Here is a 13,937-nt window from a genome sequence, read left to right as displayed (position 1 = left end):
AGGGCTCCATGGAGGGGAGTTGGCCTTTCGGAGGGTCGGGTTCGGAGTGATGGGACGGCGGAACCGGTCCGCGGGATCGGGCGGCGGCTACGGGTGGCGAGTACGGGCGGTCAGAGCGGTTCGTAGCCCGGCAAGGGGCCGTCGTCCGCCTCCTCGGCGGTGAGGGGCTCGACGCGCGTCGGCTCGGTGGGGGCGGGTCGGACGCGTACGGGCCCGGCCGGTGCCGAGTCGGCGAGCGCGCCTTCCGGTTCGGCGAGGACGGCGAACTCCCCGTCTGACACGGCGCGTTCTTCGGGGTCGTCGTGTCCCGGCAAATCGGTGTCGTCCGGGCGCCCATCAGGCTGTGCGTCCTCACCGGATCGGCTCACTGGTGCTGCTCTCCGTAGCTGTCGTGGAACAGGTGCACGGCGAGTATGGAGACGGCCCGGCTCGGCGGGCGATGAGGCAACTGACCTAAAGTTCGCCGGAAGTTCCCGGCGTGAGGACGGTTCCTCCCGGCAACGGCAGGGCCGGGAGTGGTAAGTGCCCGGTTTCAGATGCCGGGGGCCGGGTCCGCCGGGGTGATGCCGGCCTTGAGCGCGGCAACCGCCAGCGCCGTACGGGAGTTGACCCGGTGCTTGCGCATCGCCGACGTCAGCTGCGCCGCCACGGTCTTGGGCGACCGCGACAGCGAGCGCGCGATGTCGGGCGTCGACAAGCCGGTCAGCATCAGCCGTACGACCTCCAGTTCGCGCGGCGAGAGCCGGTCACCGTAGCCGCGGCGGCCACCCGCCGGGCGACGGGCCTCGCTCGCGGCGACCCGCCGGGCGTCGCGCTCGGCACCCAGGTCCGCCAGCGCGGCCGCCGTACGGGCGAGCAGCGCGGCCGCCTCCGCCTCGCGGCCCGCGGCGCCGAGCGCCCGGGCCTGCCGCTCCCGGGCGAGCAGCGCGGGGCAGGGGCGGGGGAGCGCCTCCCACGCCGCCGCGGCGGCATCCCAGCGCTCTGCCGCCCGCTCGGCCGGCTCCTCGGCGTCGGCGAGCCGCGCCCGGCACTCGGCGAGCGAGGCCGCGGCCGCCGGGGCGGTGCAGCCGCGCAGCCCCCTGGCGTAACGGGCCACCAGAGCGGCGGCCTCCGCGGTACGGCCCGCGGCGACGAGGGCCGCCACCCGGACCGGCGCGATCTCCACCGCCCACAGCCAGATGGCCTTGCGGTCCACGACCCGCATGCCGGCCTCGGTGAGTTCCAGCGCCTCCTCGCCGCGGCCCTCCTCCAGCCTGATCCTGGCGAGCCCGGCCGTCGCCTCCAGCGGCACGTCGGCGAAGCCACGCCGGCGCGCCTCGGCGATGACGTGGGTGAACAGGGCGGCCGCCTGGGCGAGTTGCTCCGGCGCGGTGGCGGTCGCCGCGGTGAGCAGGGCGGTGACCAAGGTGGCGTCGATGACGATCAGCGGCTCGTTCTCGATCGCGGCGTGGGTGGCCGCGCGCTCGGCGAGCCCCTGCCAGTTGCCGGTGTGCCAGTCGAGGTGGGCGAGGGTCGTCGCGGCCATGTCCCGCAGTCTCAGGTGGCCGTGGCGCTCCGCGAGGCCGATCGCGCGGAGCAGGCGGTGCCGGGCGTCCTCGCCGTAGCCCCAACGAAGTGCGGCGTCACCGAGGTTGAGGCCGGCGCGGATCACGTCGAGCGGATCGGTGGGCCCGTCCGCGGTCTGCGGGATGCGGGCGGCGACCTCCCAGCCGGCCGGGTCGCCCATCTCCAGCAGCGAGGTGGCCCGGTCGATCAGGAAGGGCAGGTGGCGGTCGGCGGGGACCCGTGCCTCGACCAGCGCGACGGACCTGTCGAGCCAGCGCCGGTGGGCCGCGACCGGCCAGTCGGCGCCCGCGGGGCGGCCCAGCGCGCTCATCACGGCGGCGGCCTCGTAGGGGCGTTCGCCGAGGTCGGCGGTGGCCCGCTCCAACTCGGCGGCGCCTGCCGCGTACTGGCCGGCGTGCATCAGCATCCGGCCCAACTGGGCGCGGACCTCGCCGCGTTCGGAGCGGGCGAGGGCGCCGCCGTCGAGCAGGCCGCGCAGCACCTCCAGCAGGTCGCTGCTGCCGAGGTGGCCGGAGAAGGCGAAGACGGGGAACTTGCGGCACAGCCGGACGACCGCTCCGGCGGGAAGGTCGCCGCTGGACAGCAGCGCGTGCAGGGCGGTGACCGCCGTCTGCTGGTCGCCGGTGGCCAGGGCGAGGTCGACGGCCAGTTCGGTGTAGTGCCGCCAGCCGTCCGTGTCGCCCGCGGCGCCGAAGTGGTGCGGGAGCCGTGCGATGGGAAGCGGGTGGAGGGCTTCCAGTGCGCGCCCGGCCCGCAGGTGCAGGGCGCGCCGCTCACCGCCGGGGATGTCGTCGTAGACGGCGCGGGCGGCCAGCAGATGGCGGAAGCCGACGCGGCCGTCGGCGTCCTCGACCAGGGCCCTGGCCCGCACGGCGGCGGCCACGGCCGCATCGGCGCGGGCAGCGGGCAGCCCGGCCACCGCGGCGACCACCTCCGGACCGGCGGCCTCGGCGAGGACGGCGGCCGCGCGCAGCACCTGGCGGCTGTCGGGGTCGAGTCGCGAGCAGCGCTCCAGCACCGCGTCGCGGATGGTGGGCGGCACGCCGATCTCGGTCAGGGTCCTGCGCCGCCATTCGCCGCGGTGCCGTACCAGGTCGGCGCGCTCCCCGAGCAGGCGCACCGACTCCTCGACGGCGAGCGGGAGTCCGGCGGTGTGCCCGTGCAGGAAGGCGGCGAAGGCGTCGGAGACGTGTTCGTCGTCGAGCATCGAGGAGACGAACTGCGCGGTGCCGGCGACGGTCAGCGGGCTCAGCGCGATCCGGGTGCGGTGGCTGCCGGGGACGGGTCGCGCGGCGATGCGCCGCAGCTGGGAGCCGGCCGGGACGTCCTCGGGGCGGTAGGTGAGCACCAGGCCAACGCGCTCGGCGAGCGGGCGGCCGGCGAGGAACAGCAGGAAATCCAGGGTGGCCTCGTCCGCCCAGTGGGCGTCCTCGACGGCGAGCGCGGTGACGCCGCAGCGGGCGAGCAGCTCCGCCAGGGCGCGGAAGAGCCGGTGCCGTGCGGCGCCGGCCTCGTCGAGCGGTTCGGGAGCGGGCGGCAGGGCGTCGGCCCACTCGGGGAACAGCGGGCGCAGGGCGCCGCCCAGGGGCGAGAGGTCCAGCTCGTCCGCCCGAGTGCGGGCCTGGCGTACGGCGTCCACGATCGGCGCCAGGGTGAGCGCTTCACCGAAGGGCAGGCACCCGGCGACCAGCACGCCGCCGAGCGCGGGGTCGGCCAGCGCCTCCTGCAGCAGCCGGGTCTTGCCGATGCCGGCCTCGCCTTCGACCAGGACGGTCGCGGGGCCGTCCGCGGTCAGGGCGCCGACGAGGGCGGCGAGTTCTTCGGAGCGCCCGACCAGCCGGGGCCCGCGGACGGGGGCCGGCGGCTGCGGGTCCGTGGGCTGGAGGTCCGGGAGTCGGGGACGATCGGGGCCCGCGGATCGCGGGAGTTGCGGGTGAGCCGGGCCCGCGGGTCGCGTGGGCAATGAGTCCGCGGGTCCCGTGGGATACGGGTCCGTGGGCCCCGTGGGATACGGGTCCGCGGCTCGCGCCGCTTGCGGGTCCACGGGTCGCGCGGGTTGCGCTGCCAAGGCCGTGCCTCCCCTTCCCGCGCACCACCCGCGCCCTGGTTGACCATCACCCGCGCCCCGCCCGGCGCCAGGAGCCCGACCGACCGACAGGGGGCCGCCGCCCGCCGCGTACGGAGAGCACCGGGCCCGGCCCGGGCGACGGTGGGTATCTCGTTCAAAGCCCAACCATTCTGTCCCGAGGCGTCCCGCAGACCAAGCCCCGGCACGAGGAGCCGAGGCCCGCGGTGGCTCGGGATCGCTTCCGGGATCGCCGGGGAAGCCCGTGGGGCAGGCCGCGAGTCGAGCGCTTCATGGGCGGAAGCCACCGGCAACTGCCGCCGCGTCGGCCGGTCGTCGGCTCGCCCCGTCTCCCGGGCCCCGTTTCCCGACCGCTGTTTCCCGACCGCTGCGGACGCCGGTCCCCGTGGCCCGGCGCGGAGTTCAGGCCGGGGAGTCCAGGACGTCGAGGGACACGGCGCCGGCGACGAAGCCGGGCCCGTAACCCACCAGGACGCCCGGGCCCCGGACGGGCCCGTTGCCGAGCGTGCGGCGCAGGACGTCGAGGACCGCCGCGCCCCCGAGGTTGCCGCCGGCCAGGGACGCGGCCGAGTGCCGGCCGGCCTCCGGCGGGAGACCGAGGGCGTCGACGGTGTCGGTGATGATCGACGGCCCGCCCGGATGGACCATCGCCCACTCGACGCGTCGGCCGTCGAGCCACTTGACCAGCTGCGGGACCGTCTCGCGCGCCGCTTTGGCCGCGTCCCGGTTCGACTCGAAGACGATCCGGCCGGCGTCCGGCGCCCCGGGCGGCAGGAGTTCGCCCCAGTAGGGGCTCTCGCCGTACTGCTGCCACTCCCACGTGTCGACCTCGGCGACCAGACCTCCGCCGGCGGCCACCAGCCGGTCGGCGTCGGCCTGGTGTGCCGGGTCGGCGCCGACCACGACCGTCGCTGCCGCGGAGTCCCCGAACAGGGCGCCGTACAGGACGGAGGTCCTGGTCGGCTCGCGCCAGGGCGTGTGGAGGATCGACAGGGCCTCGCCGGCCACGACCAGGACCACGCCGTCGGGCCGGTGGGCCAGGTAGCGCACGGCCTGGACGAGGGAGTGGGCGCCGCCCGCGCAGGCCAGGGTGGAGGCGGGCACCCGGGAGACGTCCCGCCGCAGTCCGAGCCGGTTGACCAGGGCCACGTCGAGGCCCGGCACGGTCCAGCTGGTGGTGTGCGTCGTGACGACGCAGTCGACATCCCCCGGCTCCAGCCCCGCCGCCTCCAGCGCGCCGCCCGCCGCCGCGGCCGCCATGTCCACCACCGCGGCGAACGCCTCCGCGTACACCTCGCGCGCGCCGCGCCCCGCGTCGCCGACGACGTCCAAGGGCGCCACCCAGGGCCGCGACACCACACCTGTGGAGCGCACCATCCGCAGGCCCGTGGCGAGCCGGCGCCGCCGCTGCGGCGGCTGCTCCTCCAGCGGCCACCGCGCCAGCCAGTCCGCCTCGATCGCGTCCGTCGACACCTCGTACGGCGCCCGCACCACCACCGGTTTGCCCACCGCTATCCGCATGCCGCCCCCCCATTCCTCGGTGATCGCCCAATATGGCCCCGGTATGCCCGGGTTGACTCCATCGTGCCCGAGGAACGGCGGCCGGGGGACCGGGATCCCGCAGTGAGGGCCGCCACACCCGGGGAGCGTCGCGCTCACCTGAGGGAAAGGCGCTCCGATGTGACGCGGCTCTCTCACCGCGGGCGGTGCCGCGCCGTGCGGGGCCGGTCCGGCAGCTCCGGCAGCCGGGGGGTGACGTCGGCGGCCGGGACCCCGACGACCAGCCGGAGGTCGGGCCTGCTGATCGGCACCAGCGCCGTGACGGTGATCTCGACCGGATCACTGGTGTAGGGCCGCCACGGCGGCATGTACATCGGGCGCGTGGTCCCGTAGGCGGGCGGCTGCACCTCCGCGGTGGCGCGCCAGATCCGCTCCACGAGCGGGTCGCCGGTCACCACGCGGTCGACGAGTTCGTGCAGCTCGTCGCTCTCGGGGGCCTGGATCAGCTCCCTTCGCAGCTGGGCCAGGAGCAGCGGGGCCCAGCGGGTGTCCCACTCGGCGCACTGCTCGCGCCCCGGCCCCCTCAGCAGGGCGACCATGACGTTGGTGCCCGGCTCCGCCATCCACGGCCAGTTGCACAGGGCGCGGGCGTTGGCGGCGAGCACGTCGTAGCCGGCCGAGCACCAGTAGGCGCCGTGCTGCTCGGCATCGAGCACCCCCAGCAGGTCCTCCGGCACCGCGGCGTCGCTCGCCTGGGCCCGCGGCGGCGGTTTCCCGCACCACGCGTACAGCAGCCGTGTCTCGTGCGGCTGCAGGCGCAGGACCTGGGCGATGGACTCGATGAGCTGCGTGCTGACGCCGTGCGCGGTGCCGCGCTCGATCCGCCGGTAGTGCCGCTCGTCGGTGTGGACCAGACGGGCCATGAGCGCCACCGTCAGCCGTTCGGGCAGCGGGTCCATGCCGGCGGCCTCCGGCAGGTCCCGCGGGTTGACGCGGGCCCGCCAGCTGGACAGCAGGTCCGTGCCGAGGCGCGGGCGCTGACCCGGGTCCACCATCGGCGACCCCCTTGTCCCATGACCGGCACAGCGGACTGTGGCCAGCTTATGAAGGGTCGCGGCCCGCCGCCCGGCGGGAGCCGCCCGGGTCGGCGCCGACCCGGGTCGAGCCGGACCCGGGTCACGGACGACCCCTTCCGCAGTCCGCCGCCGGGGTCTCCCCTGGAGACATGGACATCTGCGACCGCGACGGCCCCGCCGTGACCCCGATCCCCGCCCCGGCCTGGCAGACACCGTCATGCCCCGGGCCGCGGCGCGACGCGGCGGTGCTGATCGACCCGGGCACCGCGCTGCCGATCGCCCAGGCCCTGCGCGGGGCCGGCCTGTCCGTGGCCGCCGCCATGGTGCCCGCCGCCACCGGCGATCCGTACGCCGACGCCGTCGCCGCGCTCGACCGCGCCTCCCTGATCGTCTCCGCCTGGTCCCACCCCGCCGTCGACCACGCCGCCGGCGCCCTCGTCGCCGCCCGCCTCGCCCGCCGCACCTCCGCGCCCGGTGCCGGGCCGGTCTGGATCCGGCTCTCCGCGCATCCGCTCACCGCGCCGGCGCCCTCCGCCCTGCACATCCCCCTCGACGCCACGGGCGCTCCCGGGCCCGGCACGCTCGACGCCCTCCTCGACCTCGCGGCAAGCGACCTGGCACGCCGGCGGCCGCCCGTCGCGGTGGCCGCACAGCAGCTCCTTGCCGTGTGCGCCGCCGCCCGCCGCCCCGCCGACACGGCTCCGGACTCGCCGCAGGCCCCCGGACTCATGGGGTGAAGCCGCCCGGACGGGGCCGAACCGGTCATTGGCGCCGTCGCACGGCCCTCTCCGCGCGGGTCCCGGCCGCTCGCCGGGCTCAGCGCAGGTCGCGGAAGAACGCGGTGATGTCGTCGGCGAGCAGGCCGGGTTCCTCGTGGGCGGCGAAGTGGCCGCCGCGGGGCATACGGGTGAAACGCGTGAGGTGGTAGGTGCGCTCGGCCCAGCTCCGCGGCGGCCGGCTGAGGTCCGCGGGGAAGAGGGCGAGGGCGGTGGGGACGTCCACCCGCCGCACCCGGCGGGTCAGGTGGTGCGCGTACTCGTAGTACGGGCGGAAGGACGTGGAGATCGTGCCGGTGAACCAGTAGAGCGACGCCTGCGTGAGGAGGAAGTCGTCGCTGAAGCGTGTGGACAGGTCGCCGCCGCAGTCGCTCCACGCGCGGTACTTCTCGAGGATCCAGGACAGCAGCCCGGCGGGTGAGTCGGCGAGGGCGGGGGCGAGCGTGAGGGGCCGGGTGCTCTGCTGGTGCATGTAGCCGCCCTCCTCCGCCTGCCAGGCCGCGACCGAGGCGAGGTACGCCTCCTCCTCCGCGGTGAGGGAGGCCGGGTCGTGGTCGGCCGGGGCGGCCACGGCCAGCAGGTGGATGCCGATGACCGCCTCGGGGTGGGCTTCGGCGAGCCGTGAGGTGACGCCCGCGCCGAGGTCCCCGCCGTGCGCCGCGTACCGCCGGAAGCCGAGGTGGTCGTGCATCAGCCGGTGCCACAGGTCGTGGGTCTGCTCGGCCCCGGTGAGGGCGGGCCGCTGCGGGGAGAACGGGAAGCCGGGCAGGGCCGGGACGATCACGGTGAAGGCGTCGCGGGCGTCCCCGCCGTGGCGGGAGGGCGTGGCCAATCGTTCGGCGAGGGCGGTGAGTTCCAGGACGGTGCTCGGCCAGCCGTGGGTGAGCACGATCGCCGGGGCGTCCGGACGTTCGGCGTCGTAGCGCAGGTAGCGCACGGGTGTGCCGTCGATGTCGGCGACGTGGGAGGGCAGGGCGTTGACGGCGGCCTCGTGGGTGCGCCAGGCGTACCCGGTGGCCCAGTAGCCGGCGAGGCGGCGCAGTTCGGCGGCGTCGGTACCCGCCTCCCAGGGGCCTACCGGCCACGGCTCGGGCCACCGGGTGGCGCGCAACCGGGCGCGAAGGTCCGCCAGGTCGGTGTCACTGACGGCGATGAGAGGTGCGGTGCTCGGCACAGTGGGCTCCTCGGTGCGGCGGTACGCGGAGTGCGGGCGCGGTTGGGTGGCTGATCACCCCGACCTGGGCGGCTGCGGGGGGCCGAGCGTCTGCTCGATGGCCGCGCGGGTCGCCTCACGCGCTTCGCCGTCGTCGGACAGCAGCCTGTGCATGATCATCCCCTCCAGGAGCGCGTCGAGGCGGGCGGCGGCCCCGGGTCCGGTGAAGCGGGCCAGCACCGCCCGGCTGGACCTGGTCCACCGGCCGGTCAGCGCGCGCAGCGCCGGGTCGCGCAGCGCCGCCAGGTGCAGTTCGAAGCCGAGGACCGCGCTGCGGTGCCGCGAGGGTCCCGCCTCGACCAGTTCCACCAGGACGTCGACCAGGTCGTCGCGGGACGCCACCTGGGTGAAGAGCGCCTCGTACTCGGCGGTCCGCTGCTCGACGTACCGGGCGAACGCCTGCGCGCACAGGTCGGTCAGGGTCGCGAAGTGGTAGGTGACCGAGCCCAGCGGCACATCCGCGCGGGCGGCGACCTTGCGGTGCGTGATCCCCGCGACCCCCTCGTCCACGAGCACATCCAGCGCGGCGTCCAGCACGCGCTCCCTGCGCCGCGGGTCGTGCCGGCGTGTGCGACGGCCTTCGCCGCCCGCTGTCCCTCGGTCTTCCTGCTCCTGCATAAGAACAAACGTACACTACGTAAGGAATGGATGTTCTTATCCCGCTTTCCGCCCACGGCGTGCGTGTCGTCGGCAGTGGCGCCCGAGTTGCCGGGACCGGCCTGTCCGCGGTACTTTCGATACGCAACGGTAGCGTAGCGAAAGTAGGGGGGCATGACACGCCCGACGGATGCATCACCGAGCGGCGGGGCCCGGCCACCCGCGACCGGGCGGCCGCGGGACACCGGCCGTGACCTGGCCATTCTTGACGCAACACTCTCGCTGCTGACCGAGGTGGGCTACGAGCACCTGTCCATCGAGGCGGTGGCGAGCCGATCGGGGGCGGCGAAGACCACGATCTACCGCCGCTACCGGGACAAGGCCGCTCTGGTCGCGGCCGCGGTCGACCACCGCTCGCCCGCCACGCCCCCCGAGGCCACCGCGTGCGACCTGCGCGCAGACCTCCTCGCACTCGTCACCTGGCTGGCCCGGCAGATCGCCGAGCAGGAGATCGGTCTGCTGGGCGCGCTGTTCGCCGGTATGCGCAGCGACGCGCGGCTCGCGGAGGAGATGCGCCGCATCCTGCGCCGGGACGAGGCGGCCATGACCGACGGGCCGCTGCGCAACGCCGTCCGGCAGGGCGAGCGGCTGACCCCCCGGGCCGCAGAGCTCTTCGCCGAGGTCGCTCCCGCGGTGATCGTCCACCGCGTCGTCATCGCGGGCGAGCCGTGCGACGAGCCCTTCGTCGAGCACCTCGTGGACGACATCCTCCTGCCGCTGCTGCGCGCCCACTGACAGGGCGGTCCGCAAGCGGCGGGCGTGCCACGCAACGAAAGGTAGACCCATGATCGTCGTCACCGGTGCGACCGGCGCCCTGAACGGGGCCACCGTCGAGCACCTCCTCACCCGCCTGCCCGCCGACCGGATCGGCGTCAGCGTCCGCGACCCCGCCAAGGCGCGGCACTTCGCCGACCGCGGTGTGCGGGTGCGCCAGGGCTCCTACGAGGACCCGGCCGCCCTGCGGCACTCCTTCGAGGGCGCCGAGCAGGTCCTGCTCGTCTCCTCCAACGACCCGCACGCCGACGCGGTCGCCCTGCACCGGGCCGGCATCGAAGCCGCCGCCGAGACGGGCGCCCGGCGCATCCTCTACACCAGCCACCAGGGCGCCGGCGCCGACAGCCCCTTCCCCCCGGCACGCGACCACGCCGCCACCGAGCAACTCCTCGCCGACTGCGGCGTCGCCTGGACCGCGCTGCGCAACGGCTTCTACGCCCACAGCCTGGCCTGGCTGCTGGGCCCATGGCAGCAGACCGGCACGATCGCGGCCCCGGCGGACGGGCCCGTCTCCTGGACCGACCGCGCGGACGCCGCCGAGGCGGCCGCGGTCATCCTGGCCGGCGACCGGACCTTCGAAGGCCCGGTCACGCTCACCGCCCGCCAGGCCGTCACCTTCGACGACATCGCCGCCATGGCGTCGAAGGCCGGCGGGCGCGAGGTCGAGCGCGTCACACTCGACGACGAGGCATGGGTCGCGGACAAGGCCGGCGGCGGGATACCCGAAGCGATGGCGCGGATGATGCTCACCACCTTCCAGGCCGCCCGGCAGGGCCGCTTCGCCGGCGTCGACCCGCTCCTCGCCGAGCTGCTCGGCCGCGAACCCCGCGGCGTCGCCGACCAGTTCGCGGCCGCGGACACCGCCTGACGGCAGCGGTGCACGGCCGCGGGGTGCACGCGTCGCGGGCGGGCGAGCCCGTATCCGCCGGCCCAGCTCGGCGCGGGACCGCGCGCCCCGCGGCGGGTGGACGTTCGGGGGCGGAGGCCGCAACCGAGGGGTGCCGTACCGCCCGCCGCGCGGACCGTCAGTCCTTGACGGCTCCCGCCGTGACGCCCGCGGCCACGTAGCGCTGGGCGAGGACGAGGAGGACGGCGGCCGGGACGGACGCGACGACCGCGGTGGCCATGATGGCGTTCCACTCCTGGTTGTTGTTGCCGATGTACTTGTAGATGCCGAGCGTGATGGGCTTCAGCGAGCCGCCGCTGTCCAGGGTGTTGGCGAAGACGAAGTCGGACCAGGCCCACAGGAAGCTGAAGAGGGCCACGGTGACGGTGGCGTTGCGGCTGACGGGCAGGACCACCGAGACGAAGGTGCGCCAGGTGCCCGCCCCGTCGATCCGGGCCGCGGCGGTGAGCTCGTCCGGGATGCCGGACATGAAGGCCGTGAAGATCATCACGCCGAACGGCACGGCGATGGTGGAGTCGGCCACCACCAGTCCCCACCAGGTGTTCATGATGCCGAGGTTGAGGAAGATCCCGTAGAAGCCCATCGCCATGACGATGCCCGGGATCATCTGGGCGATGAGCAGCAGCAGCCCGACCAGGCCCCCGCCGCGCGGCCGCAGTTTGGCGAGCGCGTACCCGGCCGGGGCGGCCAGGACCAGGGTGAGGGCCACGGTGCCGAGGCCGACCAGGAGGCTCACCCACAGGTACGGCAACTGGTCGTTCAGGACCGCCCGGTAGCCGCTGACGTCCGGGTGGAGGGGGAGCAGGTCCGGCGGGTCCTTGCGCATGTCGCCCTGAGGCGTCAGGGAGACGTTGACCATCCAGTACACCGGGAAGAGCATGATCGCGGTGAGGACCACGCCGATGACCGTGTGGCGGCGGGACCGGGAAGGGCGCTTGCTCATGCCGCCTGCCTCCTTTGCACGCGGATGTAGAACAGGCCGAAGACCAGGGCGATGAGGATGAGAATGTTCCCCACGGCCGCGCCCGGCCCGAACTCCGGCAGCAGGTTGCCGAACCCGAGCCGGTAGGACCAGGTGGCGAGCGTGGTGGAGGAGTCGCCGGGGCCGCCCTTGGTCATGATCCAGATGAGGTCGAAGACCTTGAGGGTGTAGATCAGACCGAGCAGCAGCGTGATCGCGGAGACGGGCCGCAGCAGCGGGAACGTGATGCGCCGGAACTGCTGCCAGCTGTTCGCGCCGTCCAGCGCGGCCGCCTCGTACAGCTCGGCGGGGATGTTCTGCAGCCCGCTGTAGAGGATCACCAGGTTGAACGGGATGCCGATCCAGATGTTCGCGACGATCACCGAGACCAGGGCCCAGTGGGGCGACGTCAGCCAGTCCACCCGGCCGATCCCCACCAGATGGAAGGCGTAGTTCACCACTCCCGACTCGCTGTTGAGCATCCACGACCAGGTGGAGGCCGACACGATGAGCGGCAGCAGCCAGGGGATCAGGAACAGCGCCCGCAGCGTCGGGGCCAGCCGGAAGCGGTGGTTGAAGAAGACGGCGAGGGCGAGTCCGAGGGCGTACTGGAAGACGATGGACACCAGGGTGAAGACCACCGTGTTGCGCATCGCCGTGGCGAAGGCCGGATCGTGCACGACCTGGCGGAAGTTCGCCCACCCGGAGAAGGGGGCGCCGCCCTGCACGAAGGACCGCACGGTGTAGTGGCGAACCGACAAGTCGACGTTGCGGTAGAGCGGGTAGGCGTAGAACACCCCGAGGTACGCCACGACGGGCAGCAGGAAGCCCCAGGCGGCGGCTTGGCGGGACCCGCGGCTGCGGGCCCGGCGGCGGCCGGGCCGCACCGCGCCGCGAGCGGGCGGTTCCTGACGGGTCGCCCCCGTGACGGCCGGCGGCCGCTCCAGGCCGTCGGCGTGGGCGGTGGTCATGCGTGCTCCTCGGTCGGTGGGCTGGTATTGCGGTGGCCCGCGCGCCCTGCGTACGGACCGCCCGGGGCGCCGCCGCGGCCCCGGTGTGCGGGATGCGCGGCGGCGGTTCGGGCCGTCACGCCGCCGGGACGGTCGGCGACGTGACGGGCTGTGGACCCTTCCGGTCCCGGCCTCCGGCGCCGTCCAGGGCCGGGGCGGGGGAGGGTCAGCTCTTGTGGTCCTGTGCGGCCTTCTGGGCCGCCGCCAGCGCGGCCTGCGGGCTCTTGCCCCCGGAGAGCGCGGCCTGCACGGCGTTCCACAGCTGCTCGGAGATCACCGGATAGCGCGTGCCCAGACCGTTGCTGGTGCGGCCGCGGGCCGAGCCCACCGCGGTCACCCAGGGCTTGAGCGCGGGGTTCTTGGCCACCTGCTGGTTCTGCACGGCGAGCGTGGGAGCGATGTAGGACAGCGTGGTGTCCGTCGACAGCAGGTTGCCGTCGTCGGTCAGGCAGTCCACGATCTTCGCCGACGTCGGGTACCGGGAGCTGTCCTTCTGCACCGGCACGGTCACGAACTCGCCCCCGGTGGGCGCCGGCGCCTGGCCGCCGTGCTCCGCGGGGATGCTGATGACGCCGAAGGGGAAGCCGGCCTTCTGGGCGTTGGCCAGCTGCCAGGTGCCGTTCTCGCCGAAGGCGTACCGGCCGGTGGCGAACTCCTGCCAGCTGGTGGTCTGGGTGTTGGACAGGACGTCGTTGGGCGCGAGGCCCTTGGCGACCCAGCCCTTCCACAGGGACAGCGCGGCCTGCCCGCCGGCGTCGTCGAGCTTGGTCAGGTCGCCCTTGGCGCCCCAGAACCAGGGCAGGAACTGGAAGCTGCCCTCCTCGGTGTTGATGGCCGAGAAGGTGATCCCCTTGCCGCCGGACGCCTTGACCTTCTGCAGCGCGGCGGTCAGCGAGGCCCAGTCCGTGATCGAGGACGGGTCGACGTGCGCCGCGTCGAGCACCTTCTTGTTGTAGTAGAGGGCAAGGGTGTTGGCGCCGATCGGGACGCCGTACGCGCTGCCGTCGAGTGTTCCGGCACCGATGATGTTGGGCTCGATGGAGGTGGTGGAGACGTCCACGTCGCTCATCTTGTTCAGGACGCCGGCCTGGACCAGGGTCGAGACCACCGGGTTGTCCACCAGCATGATGTCGGGCGGGTTGCCCTGCTGGGCCGCGAGCAGCGCCTTGTTGCCGAGGTCGGTGGTGTCGAAGGCGGTCCGCTTCACGGTCACACCGGCCTGGCGGCCGCACGCGGCCACGAGCTTCGCCCAGGGGGAGGAGCCGTCGAACTGCGGGTAGGGGTCCCAGAACGTGTAGGTGCCCGAGGCGGCGGAGGAACCGCCGCCCGAGCCGCCGCAGGCGGAGACGCCCGCGAGCGCGGTGCAGACCGCAACGGCGACGATGGCGATGCGTGTGTGTCTCATGACGGT

At 74.5% G+C, this 13,937-nt stretch carries 12 protein-coding genes; 3 read left to right on the top strand and 9 right to left on the bottom strand.

Features of this window, described 5'->3' with window-relative positions; genetic code table 11:
• Window positions 1-110 precede the first annotated feature (110 nt).
• The 4 genes from BLR33_RS34990 to BLR33_RS03125 all read right to left on the bottom strand — a co-directional run bounded on the left by BLR33_RS34990 (window position 111) and on the right by BLR33_RS03125 (window position 6,207).
• A complete protein-coding gene (locus tag BLR33_RS34990; RefSeq protein WP_176930095.1) occupies window positions 111-281 on the bottom strand; it encodes a hypothetical protein in 171 nt (56 codons plus the stop codon).
• A 251-nt stretch (window positions 282-532) separates the two neighbouring features.
• A complete protein-coding gene (locus BLR33_RS03135) occupies window positions 533-3,529 on the bottom strand; it encodes an ATP-binding protein (RefSeq protein WP_093782644.1) in 2,997 nt (998 codons plus the stop codon).
• A gap of 525 nt (window positions 3,530-4,054) precedes the next feature.
• A complete protein-coding gene (locus BLR33_RS03130) occupies window positions 4,055-5,173 on the bottom strand; it encodes a beta-ketoacyl-[acyl-carrier-protein] synthase family protein (protein ID WP_093782643.1) in 1,119 nt (372 codons plus the stop codon).
• A gap of 173 nt (window positions 5,174-5,346) precedes the next feature.
• Window positions 5,347-6,207, bottom strand: a complete 861-nt coding sequence (locus BLR33_RS03125; RefSeq protein WP_093782642.1) for an MmyB family transcriptional regulator — start codon at window positions 6,205-6,207, stop codon at window positions 5,347-5,349.
• Window positions 6,208-6,377: 170 nt separating this feature from the next.
• Here BLR33_RS03125 and BLR33_RS03120 point away from each other — a divergent pair, with 170 nt between their 5' ends.
• A complete protein-coding gene (locus BLR33_RS03120) occupies window positions 6,378-6,965 on the top strand; it encodes a hypothetical protein (RefSeq protein ID WP_093782641.1) in 588 nt (195 codons plus the stop codon).
• 79 nt (window positions 6,966-7,044) lie between these two features.
• On the opposite strand, the gene BLR33_RS03115 is transcribed toward BLR33_RS03120, so the two are convergent.
• Together BLR33_RS03115 and BLR33_RS03110 are read right to left on the bottom strand one after the other, a co-directional pair.
• Window positions 7,045-8,178, bottom strand: a complete 1,134-nt coding sequence (locus BLR33_RS03115) for an epoxide hydrolase family protein (RefSeq protein ID WP_093782640.1) — start codon at window positions 8,176-8,178, stop codon at window positions 7,045-7,047.
• A 54-nt stretch (window positions 8,179-8,232) separates the two neighbouring features.
• Window positions 8,233-8,835: a TetR/AcrR family transcriptional regulator gene (locus BLR33_RS03110; RefSeq protein WP_093782639.1), complete on the bottom strand. Its 603-nt coding sequence runs from the start codon at window positions 8,833-8,835 to the stop codon at window positions 8,233-8,235.
• 153 nt (window positions 8,836-8,988) lie between these two features.
• Between BLR33_RS03110 and BLR33_RS03105 the strand changes: the two genes are divergently transcribed.
• Window positions 8,989-9,609 carry a TetR/AcrR family transcriptional regulator gene (locus tag BLR33_RS03105; RefSeq protein ID WP_093782638.1) on the top strand — a complete coding sequence of 207 codons (621 nt, stop codon included), beginning with the start codon at window positions 8,989-8,991 and terminating at the stop codon, window positions 9,607-9,609.
• A 49-nt stretch (window positions 9,610-9,658) separates the two neighbouring features.
• A complete protein-coding gene (locus tag BLR33_RS03100; protein ID WP_093782637.1) occupies window positions 9,659-10,516 on the top strand; it encodes an NmrA family NAD(P)-binding protein in 858 nt (285 codons plus the stop codon).
• 157 nt (window positions 10,517-10,673) lie between these two features.
• Here BLR33_RS03100 and BLR33_RS03095 read toward each other — a convergent pair whose 3' ends face one another.
• From BLR33_RS03095 to BLR33_RS03085, 3 genes are all read right to left on the bottom strand, one after another.
• Window positions 10,674-11,498: a carbohydrate ABC transporter permease gene (locus tag BLR33_RS03095; protein WP_093782636.1), complete on the bottom strand. Its 825-nt coding sequence runs from the start codon at window positions 11,496-11,498 to the stop codon at window positions 10,674-10,676.
• Window positions 11,495-12,487 carry a carbohydrate ABC transporter permease gene (locus BLR33_RS03090; protein ID WP_093782635.1) on the bottom strand — a complete coding sequence of 331 codons (993 nt, stop codon included), beginning with the start codon at window positions 12,485-12,487 and terminating at the stop codon, window positions 11,495-11,497. The genes BLR33_RS03095 and BLR33_RS03090 overlap by 4 nt, the downstream gene beginning before the upstream one ends.
• A 205-nt stretch (window positions 12,488-12,692) precedes the next feature.
• Complete coding sequence (locus BLR33_RS03085) at window positions 12,693-13,931, bottom strand: sugar ABC transporter substrate-binding protein (protein WP_093782634.1); 1,239 nt, start codon at window positions 13,929-13,931, stop codon at window positions 12,693-12,695.
• Between the last annotated feature and the right edge of the window lie 6 nt (window positions 13,932-13,937).

Origin of the sequence: Actinacidiphila guanduensis (assembly GCF_900103985.1) — a bacterium.
GTDB lineage: Bacteria > Actinomycetota > Actinomycetes > Streptomycetales > Streptomycetaceae > Actinacidiphila > Actinacidiphila guanduensis.
This window is presented reverse-complemented; position numbering and strand designations above follow the sequence as displayed.

Bases quoted from the DNA above. Each gene is read 5' to 3' on its own strand.
- BLR33_RS03105 (WP_093782638.1), top strand. From the start codon at position 8,989: ATGACACGCCCGACGGATGCATCACCGAGCGGCGGGGCCCGGCCACCC.
- BLR33_RS03120 (WP_093782641.1), top strand. From the start codon at position 6,378: ATGGACATCTGCGACCGCGACGGCCCCGCCGTGACCCCGATCCCCGCC.
- BLR33_RS03090 (WP_093782635.1), bottom strand. From the start codon at position 12,487: ATGACCACCGCCCACGCCGACGGCCTGGAGCGGCCGCCGGCCGTCACG.
- BLR33_RS03125 (WP_093782642.1), bottom strand. From the start codon at position 6,207: ATGGTGGACCCGGGTCAGCGCCCGCGCCTCGGCACGGACCTGCTGTCC.
- BLR33_RS03130 (WP_093782643.1), bottom strand. From the start codon at position 5,173: ATGCGGATAGCGGTGGGCAAACCGGTGGTGGTGCGGGCGCCGTACGAG.
- BLR33_RS03085 (WP_093782634.1), bottom strand. From the start codon at position 13,931: ATGAGACACACACGCATCGCCATCGTCGCCGTTGCGGTCTGCACCGCG.
- BLR33_RS03095 (WP_093782636.1), bottom strand. From the start codon at position 11,498: ATGAGCAAGCGCCCTTCCCGGTCCCGCCGCCACACGGTCATCGGCGTG.
- BLR33_RS03100 (WP_093782637.1), top strand. From the start codon at position 9,659: ATGATCGTCGTCACCGGTGCGACCGGCGCCCTGAACGGGGCCACCGTC.
- BLR33_RS03110 (WP_093782639.1), bottom strand. From the start codon at position 8,835: ATGCAGGAGCAGGAAGACCGAGGGACAGCGGGCGGCGAAGGCCGTCGC.